We start from the raw sequence: 17,878 nt of genomic DNA on the forward strand, positions 1-17,878 counted from the left end.
GCTTGTCCTCAGTTGCTCGCGTCCACTGTGTTGGTTCTGAAACCACGAACAGCCCCATGCCATGGTCACGGTGTGGTGCGGCTGCATGTGTTTCAAAGTGTTTCGGTGGTCATAGCGTGAGGGAAACGCCCGGTTACATTCCGAACCCGGAAGCTAAGCCTTACAGCGCCGATGGTACTGCAGGGGGGACCCTGTGGGAGAGTAGGACACCGCCGAACAAATATTACGGGAAACCCCCGCACCTCACGGTGCGGGGGTTTTCTGCGTTCGGGGCATGTTTTTTTTGAGGGCTCTCTTCCAAGAGGGCCCTTTTGTTTTATAGGCGTCCCGCTGCCTTTAGTGCCAGGTAGGCGTCCGCGAGTGCGGGGGCCAGTTGGTCCGGTGTTGCGTCGACGACGGTGACGCCGTGTCGGCGGAGTTGGTCGGCTGTGCGATGACGTTCTGTCTGGGCTTGGGCAGCCGCTGCTGCCTCGTACACCGCGTCGGCGTTGCCGCGGGAAGCGGCCATTCGGGCGATGTAGGGGTCGGCGACCGAAGCCACCAGGACCGTATGGCGCTGGGTGAGCTGCGGGAGGACGGGGAGGAGACCTTCCTCGACCGGGGCGGCGTCCAGCGTGGTCATGAGGACGATGAGGGAGCGTCGGGGCGCCGTGCGGAGGGCTGTGGCGGTGAGGCCACGGGCGTCCGTCTCGACGAGTTCGGGTTCGAGGGTGGCCATGGCGTTGACCAGGGACGGGAGCACGTCGCGCGCTGTTCTGCCCTGGACTAGGGCGCGTATCCGGCGGTCGTAGGCGAGGAGGTCGACTCGATCGCCGGCGCGGGATGCGAGCGCGGCGAGGAGGAGTGCCGCGTCCATGGAGGCGTCGAGGCGGGGGGCATCGCCGACGCGGCCCGCGGAGGTGCGGCCGGTGTCCAGGACGAGCAGGATGTGGCGGTCGCGCTCGGGGCGCCAGGTGCGGACCGCGACCGACGAATGGCGGGCTGTGGCGCGCCAGTCGATGGAGCGGGTGTCGTCGCCGGGAACGTACTCGCGGAGGCTGTCGAATTCCGTGCCTTCGCCGCGGGTGAGGACGCTGGTGCGGCCGTCCAGTTCGCGTAGGCGGGCCAGCTTCGACGGGAGGTGCTTGCGGCTGGTGAACGGGGGGAGGACGCGTACGGTCCAGGGGACCTTGTGGGTGCCTTGGCGGGAGAAGAGGCCGAGAGGGCCGTAGGAGCGGATCGTGACGCGGTCGGTCCGGTGGTCGCCGCGGCGGGTAGGGCGTAGGCGGGTGGTGATGCGGCGGCGTTCGCCGGGCGGGACCGTCAGATGGTGGCGGGAGGCCTCCGTCTCGGTTCCTGGTTGCCAGCTGCTGGGGGGCCAGGCGTCGCGGAGGTGGGCGCGCAGGGGGCGGCGGGACGGGTTGGTGACGGTGAGGGTGATGTCCGCCGGGTCGCCGAGGCGGGCGGAGGTGTCGCCGGAGCGGGTCAGGCCCAGTCGGCGTACCGGGGCGGCCAGGGCGAAGTCGCAGGCGCAGGCCAGGGCCAGGGGGGCGTTGACGGCGAGGATGCCCGTCCAGCCGGCGTCCCAGATGCCGACGGGGAGGGAGCCGAGGGCCGCGAGGAGTGCGGTGCGTCCGGTGAGCGCCATCAGCGGGGCACGGGGACGTGGGTGAGGATCGCGTTGATGACGGAGTCGGCCGTCACGCCTTCCATCTCGGCTTCCGGGCGGAGTTGCACGCGGTGGCGGAGGGTGGGGAGGGCGAGGGCTTTGACGTCGTCGGGGATGACGTAGTCGCGGCCGGTGAGCCAGGCCCATGCGCGCGCGGTGGCGAGGAGCGCGGTCGCGCCCCGGGGGGAGACGCCCAGGGTGAGGGACGGGGATTCGCGGGTGGCGCGGCAGATGTCGACGACGTAGGCGGTGATCTCGGGGGAGATCGTCGTCTTGGCGACGGCGGCGCGGGCCGCTTCGAGTTCGGCCGGTCCTGCGACGGGGCGTACGCCGGCGGCGTGCAGGTCGCGCGGGTTGAAGCCGTCGGCGTGGCGGGTGAGGACGGCGATCTCCTCCTGGCGGGAGGGGAGAGGGATCGTCAGTTTGAGGAGGAAGCGGTCCAGTTGGGCTTCGGGGAGTGGGTAGGTGCCCTCGTACTCGACGGGGTTCTGGGTCGCCGCGACCAGGAACGGGTCGGGGAGCGGGCGTGGGGTGCCGTCGACCGTGACCTGGCGTTCCTCCATGGCCTCGAGGAGGGACGACTGGGTTTTCGGCGGGGTGCGGTTGATCTCGTCCGCGAGGAGGAGGTTGGTGAAGACCGGGCCGGGCTGGAAGGAGAACTCGGCGGTGCGGGTGTCGTAGACGAGGGAGCCGGTGATGTCGCTGGGCATCAGGTCGGGGGTGAACTGGACGCGCTTGGTGTCGAGTTCGAGTGCGGAGGCGAGGGCGCGGACGAGCAACGTCTTGGCCACTCCGGGGACTCCTTCGAGGAGAACGTGTCCGCGGCAGAGGAGGGCGACGACAAGGCCTGTCACTGCGGGGTCCTGGCCGACCACGGCCTTGGAGATCTCGGCCCGCAGGGCCTCCAGGGAGGCGCGGGCGCGGCCCGGGTCCCCGGTGTTCCCGGCGTTGTCAGTGGTCGGGTCCATCATGGACGGCGTACCTCTCTTTCGAGGGCGTCGAGTTGGTCGGCGAGCGCGATCAGGGCCGCGTCGTCGCCTGGCGGTGGGCCGAAGAGGAGGGAGTGCAGAGACTGTCCGCCGCCGTGGAGGTGGGCGGACAGGGCGGGGACGAGTGCCTCGGGCGCGTGCGCCTGGGTGACGGGGACGCCCAGGAGAGGGGCGAGGCGAGTGCGGGTGGTGGAGCGAAGAGCGGCAGCCGCGCGGTCGCGGGCGTTGGCTTTGCGGTAGAGGCGGGCGCGGCCTTCGACGGTTTCGGAGGCGCGGATCGCGACAGGGAGTTTTTCGGGCACGAGGGGGCCGAGTCGGCGTGCCCGCCAGAGGGCGGCGAGGGCTGCCGCGACGAACAGCTGGAGTGTGCCCCAGAGCCAGCCGCCGGGGAGCAGGTCGAAGAAGCTTTTCTCGTCGTCGCGGTCGGTGGCCGAGATGTCGGAGAGCGAGGGAAGGTACCAGACCAGATGGCTGCGGGAGCCGAGGAGTTGGAGGGCGAGCGAGGCGTTGCCCTGTTCGCCGAGGCGCTTGTTGTAGAGGATGTCGGGCGCGCCGAGGACCACGGTGTCGCCGTCGCCGGAGGCGTCCGGGATGCGCAGCAGGGTGGCCAGGCGTTCGCTGGGGTAGCACTTGTCGGCGTCGAGGTGGCGGGTCGTGTAACGGATGCCGCCGGTCTCCGCGGTGCCGGCGCCGCGGGCGGCGGGCAGCGCGCAGTCGGGGGAGAGCGCGGAGCCGCGGCTGTTGGCGGGGTCCGCGGTCACGCCGGGGGCGAGGGTTCCCACGGACCAGCCGCCGGGGGCGACGAGGACGGTACGGCCGCCGGAGCCGGCGATCGCCGAGTGCAGGTCCTGCTGTTGACGTTCCGCCAGGAGGTCCGGGGCCGCGACCAGGAGTGTGGTGTCGGGGCGCGCCGCGGTGCGGGCCTCGGCCAGGGTGGTGACGACGCGGGTGGACACGCCGCGGTCGGCGAGGAGTTCGGCTGTCGCGCGGCTGCCGTAGGGGTCGGCGGAGCGCGGGTCGAGGGCGCCGTGGCGGGCGTCGGACTGGAGCGCGGCGAGTGTGACGGCCCCCGCCAGGAGCAGTACGAGCGCGAGCGTGACGCCTCGCGCGCGGGTCCACAGCCGGAGGGCGGTGGGCGAGGCCGAGGTGGACGGGAGCGTGGCCTCGGTCGTCATTCGGCGGCTCCCCGGCGGGCGGGCCGGGCCGCGGTGTGGGTGCTGCTCGCTGTCAGCTGGGGCTTGGCGCGTTCCAGGTCGAGGTCGAGTGCGGCCATGCGTCCGTACGACTGCTGGGTGGCGCGGCGGCCGCCGTATGTCACGTCGTCGAAGTCGCGGGCGGCGGCGCGGAGTCGGTCGGTGTGGGCGGGCAGGGTGCGGCCGGCGTCGGCGGCGGCTTCGTCTGCCGTGCGGCCGGGGCGGGTGTCGAGGAGGGCGCGTTCCTCGAGGGAGCGGACGATGGCGCGCATGCGTTCCTGGACGGCCTGGTTCCAGTGGCCCTGGGCGGCGTGTGCCTCGGCGGCCGCGCGGTGTTCGGCGGCGCTGCGGGGACGGTCGTCGAAGAGGGCGGAGGCGGATGTGGGCCCGCGGCGCGGGGAGCCCAGGCGCCACCACAGGGCGCCCACGACGGCTGCCACGGCCAGGAGGACGACCACCAGGCCGAGCGTGCCGCCGGGGGTGGCGGTCGAGGCGGTGTCGAACAGGTCGCCGATCCAGTCCCAGAGGGTGTCCAGGGCGCGCTGGAACAGGCTGGGGTCGTTCTGGTGGTACAGGTCCTTGGACAGTTCACGGCGGGCCGCCTCGCGCGCGGGGTCGCGCGGGACGGTGAGCGGCGGCTCGTCGTCCGAGCGGACGGACAGGGACAGTACGGCTCCGTCACCGGCCCGCAGCAGCGCTGCCACGGCCCTGTCGGCGATGCCGGTCAGGGCCGCCGGGGCGGTGTCGTCGACGCCGGGCAGCACTGCCCGTACGGGCAGGGTGCCCGGGAGCGGTACCGCTGTGAGAACTCCCCCCGCCAGGCTCACCGCATCAACTCCCCGGGGTGGTGCCGGGGAGGGAGGTGCCGTAGTCCTGCAGGCCCGCGGCGCGCGCCAGGTCGAGGTCGAGGGCCTCGCGGCGGATGCGCTGGTCGACGTAGAGGAGGACGGTGACGCCTGCCGAGATCGGGAAGGTGATCATGGAGCCGATGACCGAACCGATGCCGCTGATGATCAGGTAGGTCCAGCCGTAGTCGTTGCTCGCGTCGACCATGCCGCTGATGCCCCCGTCGCTGACGGCGGCACCGAGGAGGGCGAACGGGACGACGACGATCATCGCGACGACGTTCGCGATGATCAGGGCGAGCAGCTGGATGCCGAGGACACGCCACCAGGAGCCGCGGGTGAGTTTCGCGGAACGGCCGAGCGCCTTCTTGATGCTCTGCTTCTCCAGCATCAGCGCGGGCGAGGCGAGGGAGAGGCGGATCAGCAGCCACAGCGCCAGGACGATCGAACCGAGGATGCCGAAGGCCTTGAGCGCGGCCCCCGCGTCGGAGCTTCCGGCGGCGCTCACGAGGATGCCCGGCAGCAGGCAGACGAGGACGATGGCGGCGGCGATGAGCATCAGCAGGAAGATCAGGCCGAACAGCTTGAGCACCTGGGGGCGGGCGTCGCGCCAGGCCTCGCCGAGAGTGACCGGTTTGCCGAGCACCGCCCGGCTGGTGACGGCGGTGAGCAGGGCGGTCGCCGTGATGGTGCCGATGAGGGTGATGACGAGGACCGGGCCGGAGGCGCGCATGGCGTCGCCCATGGCGTTGAGCTGCTCGTCGGCGGTGGCGCTGGGGTCGCCGAGGGCGTTCGTGTCCGTGGTGGAGTCCAGGATGAGGCCCTGCAACAGGACGACGAAGACCTGGGTGATGACGGCGACGGTCAGCGAGATGCCCAGGACCGTGCGCCAGTAGGTGCGCATCGTGGCGACGGCGCCGTCGAGGATCTCGCCCACGGCGAGCGGGCGCAGCGGGATCACGCCGGGCTTCGCCGCGGGCGGGGGGCCGCCCCAGCCGGCACCCCAGCCGCCGGGAGCGCCGTAGCCGCCGTAGCCGCCCTGTCCGGGGCCCGCGGGGCCGCCGGGGTATGCGCCGCCGGGTCCGGCGGGCGGGTAGGCGCCCCAGCCGGGGCCGGGCGGCGGGGGAGGCGGGGTCTGGCCCGGGTTCGGGGCGCCTGCGGGCGCGGACCACTGGCCGGGGCCGGGCGGCGGCTGTTCCTTGGACCACTTCGTGCCGGGGCCCTGTGGGTTCGCGTCCGGCTGGTCCGCGGGCTGGGCACCGGCGGGGCGGTCCGTGGGCTCGGCGGAGTGGGACGCGCCGGGCTCCTGTCCGTCGGACGGGGCGGATCCGGGCGAGGCCCAGCCCGGAGTGTCTTTCATCGTCGCTCCTTCACGGTGCCCGTCCGCGGTCGCGGCGGCAGGTTGGGAGCCATCGTGCCATGGGGTGCTCATCGGTTGACCGGCCGCGGTATGGGCTGCACACCTTCAATTGTCCGTCGGATCGGGGGCAGACTGACCGCATGGCTGATCAGTACGCGCATTCCGGCGAGGACAAGCGGCCGGCCGAGATTCCTGCGATCCGTTGGGAGGAGCTGCCGGAAGGTCCCGTGCTGGTCATTCTCGACCAGACGAGACTGCCGGCCGAGGAAGTCGAACTGGTGTGTACGGACGCGTCCGTGCTGGTCGAGGCGATCCGTTCGCTGGCCGTGCGCGGGGCGCCGCTGCTCGGGATCGCCGGGGCGTACGGTGTCGCGCTCGCCGCCGCGCGCGGATTCGACGTGGACGAGGCCGCGAACGCGCTCGCGGGCGCCCGCCCCACGGCGGTGAACCTGTCGGTCGGTGTGCGCCGGGCCCGGGCCGCGTACCGGGCGGAGCTCGCCGACGGCGGCGATCCGGCGCAGGGCGCCCAGGCCGCGCTCGCGGCCGCGCGGCGGCTCCACCGGGAGGACGCCGAGGCCAGCGTCCGGATGGCCGGGCACGGGCTGACGCTCCTCGACGAGCTGCTGCCGGGCGGCGGGCATCGTGTCCTGACGCACTGCAACACCGGTGCGCTGGTGTCGGGCGGGGAGGGGACGGCGTTCGCGGTGGCGCTCGCGGCGCACCGGGTGGGCCGGCTTCGCCGGTTGTGGGTGGACGAGACGCGTCCGCTGCTCCAGGGCGCCCGTCTCACGGCGTACGAGGCGGCCCGCAACGGCATGGCGTACACCTTGCTGACGGACAACGCGGCGGGCTCGCTGTTCGCGGCGGGGGAGGTGGACGCGGTGCTGATCGGGGCCGATCGCATCGCGGCCGACGGGTCGGTGGCGAACAAGGTGGGGAGCTACCCGCTCGCGGTGCTGGCGCGGTACCACCATGTGCCGTTCATCGTGGTGGCGCCGGTGACGACGGTGGACCTGGAGACACCGGACGGGGCGTCCATCGAGGTGGAGCAGCGCCCCGGGTTCGAGGTGACGGAGGCCATGGTGGCCCAGGCGCCGGTGACGGGAGCGGGTGGCGGGATTCCAGTGGCGCCGCTGGGGACTCAGGCGTACAACCCCGCGTTCGACGTGACGCCGCCCGAGCTGGTGACGGCGATCGTCACGGAGGAGGGCGTGGCCTCGCCGGTGACGGCCGACGCGCTGGCCGAGCTGTGTGGCGGGGCGCGCCGGGGGGAGGCGGGGGCGGCTCTCTGACCGCCCGTCGGTCGCCCGTCAAGCGGTCGCCGGCCGCCCGTCGGCCGGTCGTCCGAGCCGCCCGCTCGGACCTACGAGCGGGCGGGCTGGTCGGCGATCAGGAGGGTGGTTCCCGCCGGGCTGAAGCCGAGGCGGGCGTAGATGCGGGCGACGGTCTCCTCCGCGTAGGCGAGGAAGATCGTCTCGACGCCGTGGGCGCGGGCGTGGGCGACCAGGCCCGCTGTCACGGCGGCGGCCAGTCCCTGGCGGCGGGCGGAGGGAAGGGTGCCGACGCCGCCGATCTCCGTGGTGGCGTTCGCCGGGTGGTAGTGGCCGGTGGCCAGGGGGGTGCCGTCCGGGGCGAGGGCGGCGACGAGGGTCTTGTGCCCGGCGCGGAGCGTGGGACGGACCGCCGCCACCGTGCCGTCCCCGGTGAGTACCCCGGCCAGCCTCGACAGCTCCGCCCGGTCCGCCGCGCCCGCCGCGGGGCCGGGCTCGACGGCGAGACGCTCCTTGGCGAAGGCCAGGTGCGGCAGGGCGAGGGCCGCGGGCAGGGCGGGGTCGTCCGCGGTCAGCGCGCGCAGTGTCACACCGTCCGGCAGGGGCTGCGGAGGCAGCGGGTGGCGGGGCGGCAGCACCATCAGCGGCCGGCGCAGCACCAGCAGGCCGGCGGCCTCGATCCGGGCCCGCAGCGCGGGTGCCGACTCGGCCAGCCATTCGAACGCCTCCGGCACGCCGAGCTCACGCTGCCGGGCACGCACCCGGGCGATGTCGGCGGCGTCCACGGGGGCCGCGCCGGTGGGCTGGGCGTGGCTCGGGCCGCCGTAGTACGGGGCGCCGGGCTCCTTGCGTACGAACAGGCGCAGGGGGCCGAAGCCCTCGGCGTCGGCGAACAGAAGGGGCACGGTGGCGTAGTACCGCTCGATGCGGTCGCGCAGCGGGTCGCTCATGCGGCGCATCCCACCATTGGACCGGGTCGTGCCGCACGGATATTTCCCGCCAGGACCGCTGTCGGCACCGGTGCCGGAGGGCCGGGGCAGACAGTGACCGCCCCGTACGACTATCGTCACTGGCCGGTGAGCCTTCTCACCTGCGCCACCTTCACTGTTATGAGAATGGGATGATGTCGTTTATGAAGGGACGAGTCCTTGTCGTCGACGACGACACCGCACTGGCCGAGATGCTCGGCATTGTGCTGCGTGGTGAAGGTTTTGAGCCGTCTTTCGTGGCCGACGGTGACAAGGCGCTGGCCGCTTTCCGTGAGGCGAAGCCCGACCTGGTGCTGCTGGACCTGATGCTGCCCGGCCGGGACGGCATCGAGGTGTGCCGCCTGATCAGGGCGGAGTCCGGAGTGCCGATCGTGATGCTCACGGCGAAGAGCGACACCGTCGACGTCGTCGTCGGGCTGGAGTCCGGCGCCGACGACTACATCGTGAAGCCGTTCAAGCCGAAGGAGCTGGTCGCCCGGATCCGGGCGAGGCTGCGGAGGTCCGAGGAGCCGGCGCCGGAACAGCTCGCCATCGGCGACCTCGTCATCGACGTGGCCGGTCACTCCGTGAAGCGGGAAGGGCAGTCGATCGCGCTGACGCCGCTGGAGTTCGACCTGCTGGTCGCGCTGGCGCGCAAGCCCTGGCAGGTGTTCACCCGCGAGGTCCTCCTCGAGCAGGTGTGGGGCTACCGGCACGCCGCCGACACCCGCCTGGTGAACGTGCACGTACAGCGGCTGCGCTCCAAGGTCGAGAAGGACCCCGAGCGGCCGGAGATCGTGGTGACCGTCCGTGGTGTCGGATACAAGGCAGGACCGAGCTGACATGTCCGGAGACAGTGCCGCTTCGGCCCCCGGTCGTTCCGGGGCCCGTCCGGAGCGGCCTGTCGGCCGTAGGACGTCGGGTTCACGCTTCGCACGCCTCCTCGAAGGGGGCCTGCTCCAGGGCGGGGTACAGGGCAGCCCGGTCCTGAGGCTGCTGCTGCGCTGGGTACGCAGGCCGCTGCTGCCCGTCATGCGGCTGTGGCGGCGCAACATCCAGCTCAAGGTCGTCGTCACGACACTGCTGATGTCGCTGGGCGTCGTCCTGCTGCTGGGTTTCGTCGTCATCGGCCAGGTGCGCAACGGGCTGCTGGACGCCAAGGTGAAGGCGTCCCAGAGCCAGGCCACCGGCGGATTCGCCGTGGCCAAGCAGAAGGCCGACGAGGCCGCCAGCGCGGCAGGCGCCGACGGGACCCCGGCCGACGGCGGCGCCTCGCAGAACGTCATCGAATGGATGAGCGAGCTCGTGCTGTCGCTGTCCAGCGGCGGCCAGGGCGCCTTCGACGTGGTCACCCTGCCCCCCGGCGACGTCAGCGGCGTCGCCCGCGGGCCGCGCGCCTCCGGCTTCGTCGACCCCGACAAGAGCGTCCCCGAGAAACTGCGCGAGCAGGTCTACAGCAGCACCGGCGCGGCCCAGAGCTACTCCCGGATCATCTACCTCAGCGACAAGGAATCCCAGCCGGCCCTGGTCATCGGCAAGCAGGTCAACGACCCCAACGGCGATCCGTACGAGCTGTACTACCTCTTCCCGCTCACGCAGGAGGAGAAGTCGCTGAGCCTGGTCAAGGGGACGCTGGCCACCGCCGGACTGTTCGTCGTCGTCCTCCTCGGGGCCATCGCCTGGCTCGTGGTGCGGCAGGTCGTCACGCCGGTGCGGATGGCCGCCGGGATCGCCGAGCGGCTCTCCGCCGGGCGGCTCCAGGAACGGATGAAGGTCACCGGCGAGGACGACATCGCACGCCTCGGCGAGGCCTTCAACAAGATGGCCCAGAACCTTCAGCTGAAGATCCAGCAACTGGAGGACCTGTCGCGGATGCAGCGACGGTTCGTGTCCGACGTCTCGCACGAACTGCGAACGCCGCTGACGACCGTACGCATGGCCGCCGACGTCATCCACGACGCCCGGGTCGACTTCGACCCCATCACCGCACGGTCCGCCGAACTGCTCGCCGACCAGCTCGACCGCTTCGAGACTCTCCTCGCGGACCTGCTGGAGATCAGCCGCTTCGACGCCGGCGCCGCCGCCCTCGAGGCCGAGCCGATCGACCTCAGGGAGGTCGTGCGGCGGGTCGTCAGCGGGGCCGCGCCGCTCGCCGAACGCAAGGGGACGACCGTACGCGTCATCGGCGACCAGCAGCCCGTGGTCGCCGAGGCCGACGCCCGGCGGGTGGAGCGGGTGCTGCGGAACCTGGTGGTCAACGCGGTGGAACACGGCGAGGGCAAGGACGTCATCGTCAAGCTGGCCGCCGCGGGCGGGGCCGTCGCGATAGCCGTGCGCGACTACGGCGTCGGCCTCAAGCCCGGCGAGGCCACCCGCGTCTTCAGCCGCTTCTGGCGCGCCGACCCGGCACGCGCGCGTACCACCGGCGGTACCGGCCTCGGGCTGTCCATCGCCCTGGAGGACGCCCGACTGCACGGAGGCTGGCTGCAGGCCTGGGGAGAGCCCGGCGGCGGCTCGCAGTTCCGGCTGACGCTGCCCAGGACCGCCGACGAACCGCTGCGGGGCTCGCCGATACCACTCGAACCCAAGGACTCCCGCCGCAACCGGGGAGCCCTCGACGAGGCCGGTCTGCCGCGCGGCGGCGGCCAGAAGAGCGCCACGGTGCCGGTACAAGCCGCCGGCGAACAGCAGTCGGCCGCACGGAGCGCGCTCGCGCCCCGGATGGCCACCTCCGCCCCCACGGCCGACCCGACGGCGCTGCCCGGCAATGGCGCGCGCGTGGTGCCCCGACCCGCCCCGGGCACGGGAGGCGGCGGTGGCGGACGCGGGGAGGACGAGTCGCGGGCTGCGGGGGCAGCCGACACAGGTGGGGCCGCTGGGGCAGGACGGGGCGAGAACCCGGAGCGGAAGGAAGCGGCCGACGCGGGTGACGCGCGTGAAACGGCACTGAGGGGGACTTCGGACCGGCAGAGAGCCGGGGCGGAGGGCTCGAACGAGCAAGGGGAGGCATTTCGTGGGCGCTGAGTGGCGCGAGGGGGGAACCCGGCGCACGCCGGGGCGCGCGGTGGCGTACGCCACCTGTGGCGTCGTCCTGCTGGCCGGGTGCGCCTCGATGCCCGACAGCGGGGATCTGCGCGGCGTCGAGTCCACACCGCGCCAGGACACCCAGGTACGGGTGTTCGCGATGCCGCCCCGGGACGACGCGCAGCCCCTGGAGATCGTCCAGGGCTTCCTCGAAGCGCTCACCAGCGACGACCCCGGCTACGCGACGGCACGGCAGTACCTGACCGAGAAAGCCGCCCAGAAATGGGAACCCGAACGGTCCACGACGGTCCTCACGGACGGGCCGGCGACCGATGCCGGGCCCACCGGGACCAGAGACGACGGCGACGACTACTCGTACACCCTGACCGGCACACGGGTCGCCACCGTCGACGCACAGCAGTCGTACGCGCCCGCCTCGGGCGACTACGGCCAGGTGGTCCACCTCGGCCGCGACAAGAAGAACGGGCAGTGGCGCATCGACGCCCTCCCCCAGGGCGTCGTCATGGGCAAGTCGGACTTCCAGCGCAACTACGTGTCCGTCAACAAGTACTACTTCGCCTCCAACACCACGGCCGACGGCGCCGACGGTTCCCGACAGCCCATGGCCGTCGCCGACCCCGTCTACGTCCGTGAACGCGTCGACCCGATGACGCAGATGGTGCGCTCGGTGCTCACGGGCCCCACCAGCTGGCTCCGCCCCGTCGTCAGATCCAGCTTCCCCACCGGAACCGCGCTGCCCAAGGGCGTCACCGCACTGACCCCCGACGACCAGAACAAGCTCACCGTGCCGCTGAACGACAAGGCCGCCCACATCGGCCAGGGCAAGTGCGACGAGATGGCGGCCCAACTGCTGTTCTCCCTCCGCAGCCTGACCCCCGCCGTCGACGAGATCGCGCTGCGCGCGGGCGGCACCCAACTGTGCTCCCTCACCGAGGAACGGGCCGCGGCCGTCGCCGCCCGCGGCTCCGAGACCAACCCCGGCTACCTGTACTTCATCGACGGCCAGCACCGCCTCGAACGGATGACCAGCGGCAGCGGCAACACCAAGGCCGACCCGGTGCCCGGAGCGCTCGGCGACGGCACCAAGGCGCTGCGCTCGGTGGCCGTGGCCCGCGACGAACACAGCGCCGCGGGAGTAGCGCTCGACGGCAAGGCGCTCTACGTCACCTCCACCGTCTCCGGCAGCTCCATCGGCGACCCCGTGCTCCAGAGCAAGGGCAAGACCGAGACCGACCGGCTCACCACCCCCAGCTGGGACACCCAGGGCGACCTGTGGGTCGCCGACCGCGACCCCGCCGCGCCTCGGCTGCTCCTGCTGGAGAAGGGCGCCGGCCAGCCTCTGGAGGTGCTCACTCCGGGACTCGAGGGCCGGATCAACGCCGTACGGGTGGCCGCCGACGGGGTACGGATCGCGCTCATCGTCGACAAGGGCGGCAAGCAGTCCCTGTTCATCGGCCGGATCGAACGAGGCCCGGGCAACGGCGCGCAGCAGTCCGTGTCGCTCCAGGAACTGCGCTCCGCGACACCGGAATTGGAACAGGTCACGGCCATGTCGTGGGCCGGGGACAGCCGGCTCGTGGTCGTCGGGCGCGAGGCCGGCGGCGTGCAGCAGGTGCAGTACATGCAGTGCGACGGCTCGGTCCCCGAGGCGGGAACACTCCCCGGCCTCACGGAGGTCACGAGCATCGCCGCCTCCGAGGACAGCGAGATCCCGCTCTTCGCGACCTCCAAGGAAGGGCTGCTGTGGCTGCCCGGCGGAAGCGGGTGGCGGACGCTGAAGGAGACCGCCTCGGTCGCGTTCTACCCCGGGTGATATCCCGGGTGAAGCCTCGGGTGATCTTTGCCTCGCCTGGGGATGGGGGCCCCGGAGTCCGGACAGCAGCCGGTGCTCTGAGCGCGGGGCGCGGGGCGCGGGGTGTGGGGCGCGGGGTGTGGGACGAGGGGGCGGGGCGGCCTGAGGCGGCTTGGGGTGCGTAACTCGCGGGGCCGGAGTGGGCCGGGGGTTCGGGGGTTCGGGGGGAACTCCTCGGACCCCTTCTCCCAATGAGGCCCGGGGTTTCTTGACGCCGTTTTTCGGCTGCTCTCTTTTTGGTGTTCCGATCGCTCCAGGCGCCTTGAGGGCCACCTTCCCGAGAGTTTTCCACAGGGCGCCCCGGGCGGTTTTCCACAGGGGTGGCGGGCAGCTTCCGGCGTCGGCACAGTAGTGCACGTGGAAGGCGTTCGCAGGTGGTGGCAGGAACTCGCCGGCCTGGTGCTGCCCGCCGAGTGCGGGGGCTGCGGAAGTGCGCGTACGGTGCTCTGCCCGCAGTGCCGTACGGCGCTGAGCGGGGCCGAGCCGTTCCGGGTCCGGCCGGTGCCGGAACCGCCAGGGCTGCCCGCCGTGCACGCGGCGGCCCGGTACGCGGACGAGGTACGGGCGGCGCTGCTGGCCCACAAGGAACGCGGCGCGCTCGCACTGGCGCGACCGCTGGGCGCGGCGTTGGCGGGGGCTGTGCGGGCTGGGGTGGGGGAGGTGGGGTGGGGGGAGGGGGAGGGCCCCCGGCCCCCCGGAGATCTCCTGCTCGTCCCCGTCCCCTCCACCCGGGCCGCCGTGCGGGCGCGTGGGCATGATCCGGCTCGGCGGATCGCGTTGGCGGCGGCCGGTGAGTTGCGGCGGGCGGGGGTGCCGGCGCGGGTGGCCGCGGTGTTGCGGCAGCGGCGGGTGGTGGCCGACCAGTCGGGGCTCGGTTCCCGGCAGCGGCTGGACAACCTGGTGGGTGCGCTGACGGTGGTGCCCGGGGGCGCGGGGGTGCTGTGCGGTGGGCCGGTGGTCCTCGTGGACGACGTGGTCACGACGGGCGCCTCGCTGGCGGAGGCCGCGCGGGCGGTGCGGGTGGCTGCGGCGGCGCAGCGGGCGGAACAGGCGCAGAGTGGGCCGTATGAGGAGGAGGCGAGGGGTGCGTTGTGTGGTGAAGGGGCGACGGCCGGGTACGTGGGTATCACTCGGGAAGACAGTAAGAAGCTGTCCGGAGCGGAGGTGTCAGGCGTGGACGGGGTGTCGGTGAGACCGCTGGGCGACGCGGGCGGAGCCGGTGACGTGCTCTGCGCGGCCGTGGTCGCCGCGTCGCCGGACTCTTTCGAAATAAACCGGAACTGAGTGGGAACTTGCGTCGTTGCAGGTAATGAGAGGGCCAATTCGCCTGAACGGAGGTACGCCGCAGTAGAGGGTGACGACATCCGTCCGGGCGAGATATGTTCGGTTGTGAGGGAAAGCCGCAGGCCACACCTCTCATATCTGAATGCCGTGCTGCGGTTTTCGAAATGTTCCGCAGCACCTGGGGTGTAGATCTCGCCCATGGGGGAGGAGGAGGTGGAAGTCACCGAGTCCGAGGTTCCGGTGCTCACCGGAGCCTGGTGCAAAAGGGAGACGCTCCGCACCGAAGCGGAGTGATCCGGGAACGGAGTTCTGCGTGGACATCGTCGTCAAGGGCCGCAAGACCGAGGTGCCCGAGCGGTTCCGCAAGCACGTGGCCGACAAGCTGAATCTGGAGAAGATCCAGAAGCTCGACGGCAAGGTGATCAGCCTCGACGTGGAGGTGTCCAAGGAGCCCAACCCGCGACAGGCCGACCGGTGCGACCGGGTGGAGATCACCCTCCGGTCCCGCGGCCCTGTGATCCGGGCGGAGGCGGCGGCCAGCGACGCGTACGCGGCACTCGACCTGGCGGCGGAGAAGCTGGATGCCCAGCTGCGCAAGCAGCACGACAAGCGTTACACGCGCCGCGGCGCCCGCAGGATCCCCGCGGCGGAGGTTTCCGACTACGTCTTCGGTGTGGCGACGCTCAACGGCAACGGCCGTCCCGTCCCCGCCGACGAGTCGGACAGCGTGCCGACCAAGCGGATCGGCTCGCTCGAGGTGCAGGGCGACGGCCCCCTCGTGGTGCGCGAGAAGACCCACGTCGCCGCTCCGATGACTCTCGACCAGGCCCTCTACGAGATGGAACTGGTCGGACACGACTTCTATCTGTTCGTCGACTCCGAGACCAAGCAGCCCAGCGTCGTCTACCGGCGTCACGCCTACGACTACGGCGTGATCTACCTCGACACCGACCCGATGGTGGCCCAGGCGCACTCGCCCGAGGCGGGCGGCACGTTGGGTGGCTGACGCTGCCCGGTGACAGCTGAGCGGTGTGCCCCTGGAGCGCTGTGTGCGCCCCCAGGGGCACCCGTGTGCGACCCCTTCGGGCACCGCTCTGTCACCGCGTTGTCGTCCGGGCATGGAATCATGGCCAGGGCGGCTCAACCGGTGGGCCGCTGCCTTGGGTTGGCGACGGCACAGGACCACGGCCACAGCCTTCAGGGGGAGGAACGATGGCGGACAGCTTCGGACCGATGCGGGACGACGATGCCGACGACGGCGTCGTCGGCCTGGGCCCGGACGGGGGCACCTCACGCAAGGAGCCGATCAGAGTCCTTGTCGTGGACGACCACGCCCTGTTCCGCCGCGGACTGGAGATCGTGCTCGCGGCCGAGGAGGACATCCAGGTCGTCGGTGAGGCGGGTGACGGCGCCGAGGCGGTGGACAAGGCGGCCGACCTGCTGCCGGACATCGTGCTGATGGACGTACGGATGCCCAAGCGCGGCGGTATCGAGGCGTGCACCTCCATCAAGGAGGTGGCTCCCAGCGCGAAGATCATCATGCTGACGATCAGCGACGAGGAGGCCGACCTCTACGAGGCGATCAAGGCGGGCGCGACCGGTTATCTCCTCAAGGAGATCTCCACGGACGAGGTCGCCACCGCGATCCGCGCGGTCGCCGACGGGCAGTCACAGATCAGCCCCTCCATGGCGTCGAAGCTGCTCACCGAGTTCAAGTCGATGATCCAGCGGACCGACGAGCGTCGGCTCGTTCCCGCGCCGCGGCTGACGGACCGGGAGCTTGAGGTGCTCAAGCTGGTCGCCACGGGAATGAACAACCGTGACATCGCCAAGGAGTTGTTCATCTCCGAGAACACCGTGAAGAACCATGTGCGCAACATCCTGGAGAAGCTTCAGCTGCACTCCAGGATGGAGGCGGTCGTGTACGCGATGCGGGAGAAGATTCTCGAGATCCGGTGAGCCGGTGACCGGGGCGCCGTATCGGCGTTGAGCCGGATCGCCGGTGGTCCGTTGAGCCGGGCCTGGGCCCGGCTCGGATCCGTCCTGACGCAGCCCGGTTCGGACGGGGCTCGGGACCGGGTCAGGCCAGTGCGCGGGTGAGTTCTCGGACGAGGGGCTCGCGCAGGTCAGGGGCGTCCACGCGCTCGACGCGTACGTCCGTGCAGTCCACCCAGGTCGCGGCCTCGAGCAGGGCCTGGGCCACCGCCGGGACCGCCTTCGGGCCGTCCAGGGTGACCTGCCTGGCGATCAGGGTGCGGCCCTCACGCGCCGGGTCCACGCGGCCGACGAGTCGACCGCCGGCCAGGACCGGCATCGCGAAGTAGCCGTGGATCCGCTTCGGCTTGGGGACGTAGGCCTCCAGGCGGTGGGTGAAGCCGAAGATCCGCTCGGTGCGCGCCCGCTCCCAGATCAGGGAGTCGAAGGGGGACAGCAGCGTGGTGCGGTGGCGGCCGCGCGGGGGCGTTTCCAGAGCCGCCGGGTCGGCCCAGGCGGGCTTGCCCCAGCCTTCGACCGTGACCGGTACCAGGCCCGAGTCGGCGATCACGGTGTCGACCTGCTCGCCCTTGAGACGGTGGTAGTCGGCGATGTCCGCGCGCGTGCCCACGCCGAGCGACTGGCCGGCCAGGCGGACGAGGCGGCGCAGGCATTCGGTGTCGTCCAGCTCGTCGTGCAGCAGGTCGGCGGGGACGGCGCGTTCGGCGAGGTCGTACACGCGCTTCCAGCCGCGGCGCTCCACGCAGACCACCTCGCCGTACATCAGCGCGCGTTCCACCGCGACCTTGGTGCCGGACCAGTCCCACCACTCGCTGGTCTTCTTGGCCCCGCCCAACTCGGTGGCGGTGAGGGGGCCTTCGGTGCGGAGCTGCTTGACGACCTGGTCGTACGTGCCGTCCGGGAGGGCGTGGTTCCAGTGCGGGCGGGCCCGGTAGGCGCGGCGGCGGAAGGCGAAGTGGGGCCATTCCTCGATGGGGAGGATGCACGCGGCGTGGGACCAGTACTCGAAGGCGTGCGGTCGTGCCGTGGGCGTGCTCGCGGACTCGGGCTTCCAGTACGCGTCCTCGATCGTCTTGCGGCCTACCGCTCCCAGGCGGGCGTAGGGGATCAGCTCGTGGGAGCGGGCCAGGACCGAGATGGTGTCGAGCTGGACCGCGCCGAGATGACGGAGGACGCCGCGGACTCCGGCCCTGCGGTCGGGTGTGCCGAGGAAGCCCTGCGCGCGTAGGGCGATGCGGCGGGCTTCGTCTGCCGAGAGGGTGGTGTCGGGGCGCGGGGTCGTCATGGCTCGCACGATAGGGGGTGGGACTGACAGTGCTGGGTGAGCTGGGGGTTTGAGGGTTCGGGGGTGGGAGTGAGGGCGGCTTCGCCGCCTTTTCGCCCCCGCCGCCCCTACCCTTCCCGTCCGTGGGGGTTGTGCCCCCGGAC

The 17,878-nt window shown here is 72.0% G+C and carries 14 protein-coding genes and 1 rRNA gene; 8 read left to right on the forward strand and 7 right to left on the reverse strand.

Annotated features, from left to right (window positions below; genetic code table 11):
- The first annotated feature begins 101 nt into the window (after window positions 1–101).
- A 5S ribosomal RNA gene (gene rrf / locus ACFVYS_RS00005) occupies window positions 102–218 on the forward strand.
- 98 nt (window positions 219–316) lie between these two features.
- Here rrf and ACFVYS_RS00010 read toward each other — a convergent pair.
- Genes ACFVYS_RS00010 through ACFVYS_RS00030 form a run of 5 tightly spaced genes read right to left on the reverse strand, consistent with a single transcriptional unit; the run spans window position 317 to window position 6,035 of the window.
- Window positions 317–1,627 (reverse strand): DUF58 domain-containing protein, encoded by a 1,311-nt coding sequence (locus ACFVYS_RS00010; RefSeq protein WP_389497290.1) that lies wholly within the window; start codon window positions 1,625–1,627, stop codon window positions 317–319.
- Window positions 1,627–2,616 carry an AAA family ATPase gene (locus ACFVYS_RS00015; protein ID WP_389497994.1) on the reverse strand — a complete coding sequence of 330 codons (990 nt, stop codon included), beginning with the start codon at window positions 2,614–2,616 and terminating at the stop codon, window positions 1,627–1,629. Before ACFVYS_RS00015 ends, ACFVYS_RS00010 begins: the two co-directional genes overlap by 1 nt.
- Complete coding sequence (locus ACFVYS_RS00020; RefSeq protein WP_389497292.1) at window positions 2,616–3,812, reverse strand: DUF4350 domain-containing protein; 1,197 nt, start codon at window positions 3,810–3,812, stop codon at window positions 2,616–2,618. Before ACFVYS_RS00020 ends, ACFVYS_RS00015 begins: the two co-directional genes overlap by 1 nt.
- The gene (locus tag ACFVYS_RS00025) at window positions 3,809–4,657 is read right to left on the reverse strand and encodes a DUF4129 domain-containing protein (protein WP_389497293.1); all 849 of its coding nucleotides are present in this window, start codon (window positions 4,655–4,657) and stop codon (window positions 3,809–3,811) included. The genes ACFVYS_RS00020 and ACFVYS_RS00025 overlap by 4 nt, the downstream gene beginning before the upstream one ends.
- Before the next feature lie 4 nt (window positions 4,658–4,661).
- On the reverse strand, window positions 4,662–6,035 hold the full coding sequence (locus ACFVYS_RS00030; protein WP_389497295.1) for a glycerophosphoryl diester phosphodiesterase membrane domain-containing protein: 1,374 nt from the start codon (window positions 6,033–6,035) through the stop codon (window positions 4,662–4,664).
- 140 nt (window positions 6,036–6,175) lie between these two features.
- Between ACFVYS_RS00030 and mtnA the strand changes: the two genes are divergently transcribed.
- Complete coding sequence (mtnA, locus tag ACFVYS_RS00035) at window positions 6,176–7,327, forward strand: S-methyl-5-thioribose-1-phosphate isomerase (RefSeq protein ID WP_389497297.1); 1,152 nt, start codon at window positions 6,176–6,178, stop codon at window positions 7,325–7,327.
- 71 nt (window positions 7,328–7,398) lie between these two features.
- On the opposite strand, the gene ACFVYS_RS00040 is transcribed toward mtnA, so the two are convergent.
- Window positions 7,399–8,265, reverse strand: coding sequence for a GNAT family N-acetyltransferase (locus ACFVYS_RS00040; RefSeq protein ID WP_389497299.1), 867 nt, complete (start codon window positions 8,263–8,265; stop codon window positions 7,399–7,401).
- 161 nt (window positions 8,266–8,426) lie between these two features.
- Here ACFVYS_RS00040 and mtrA point away from each other — a divergent pair, with 161 nt between their 5' ends.
- The 6 genes from mtrA (at window position 8,427) to ACFVYS_RS00070 (ending at window position 16,414) form a co-directional block, all read left to right on the forward strand.
- Window positions 8,427–9,116, forward strand: coding sequence for a two-component system response regulator MtrA (gene mtrA, locus ACFVYS_RS00045; RefSeq protein WP_187281934.1), 690 nt, complete (start codon window positions 8,427–8,429; stop codon window positions 9,114–9,116).
- A 1-nt stretch (window position 9,117) separates the two neighbouring features.
- A complete protein-coding gene (mtrB, locus tag ACFVYS_RS00050) occupies window positions 9,118–11,298 on the forward strand; it encodes an MtrAB system histidine kinase MtrB (protein ID WP_389497301.1) in 2,181 nt (726 codons plus the stop codon).
- A complete protein-coding gene (locus ACFVYS_RS00055) occupies window positions 11,288–13,132 on the forward strand; it encodes an LpqB family beta-propeller domain-containing protein (protein WP_389497303.1) in 1,845 nt (614 codons plus the stop codon). Before mtrB ends, ACFVYS_RS00055 begins: the two co-directional genes overlap by 11 nt.
- 396 nt (window positions 13,133–13,528) lie before the next feature.
- Window positions 13,529–14,455, forward strand: a complete 927-nt coding sequence (locus tag ACFVYS_RS00060; RefSeq protein ID WP_389497305.1) for a ComF family protein — start codon at window positions 13,529–13,531, stop codon at window positions 14,453–14,455.
- 313 nt (window positions 14,456–14,768) lie between these two features.
- Entirely contained in the window at window positions 14,769–15,461 is a 693-nt protein-coding gene (gene hpf, locus ACFVYS_RS00065; RefSeq protein ID WP_389497307.1) for a ribosome hibernation-promoting factor, HPF/YfiA family, read from the forward strand.
- 206 nt (window positions 15,462–15,667) lie between these two features.
- Window positions 15,668–16,414: a response regulator gene (locus ACFVYS_RS00070; protein WP_389497309.1), complete on the forward strand. Its 747-nt coding sequence runs from the start codon at window positions 15,668–15,670 to the stop codon at window positions 16,412–16,414.
- Window positions 16,415–16,535: 121 nt separating this feature from the next.
- Here ACFVYS_RS00070 and ACFVYS_RS00075 read toward each other — a convergent pair whose 3' ends face one another.
- On the reverse strand, window positions 16,536–17,735 hold the full coding sequence (locus ACFVYS_RS00075) for a winged helix-turn-helix domain-containing protein (RefSeq protein WP_389497311.1): 1,200 nt from the start codon (window positions 17,733–17,735) through the stop codon (window positions 16,536–16,538).
- Window positions 17,736–17,878: the final 143 nt, after the last annotated feature.

This window comes from Streptomyces sp. NPDC058295 (assembly GCF_042880655.1).
Taxonomy (GTDB): Bacteria; Actinomycetota; Actinomycetes; order Streptomycetales; family Streptomycetaceae; genus Streptomyces; species Streptomyces coriariae.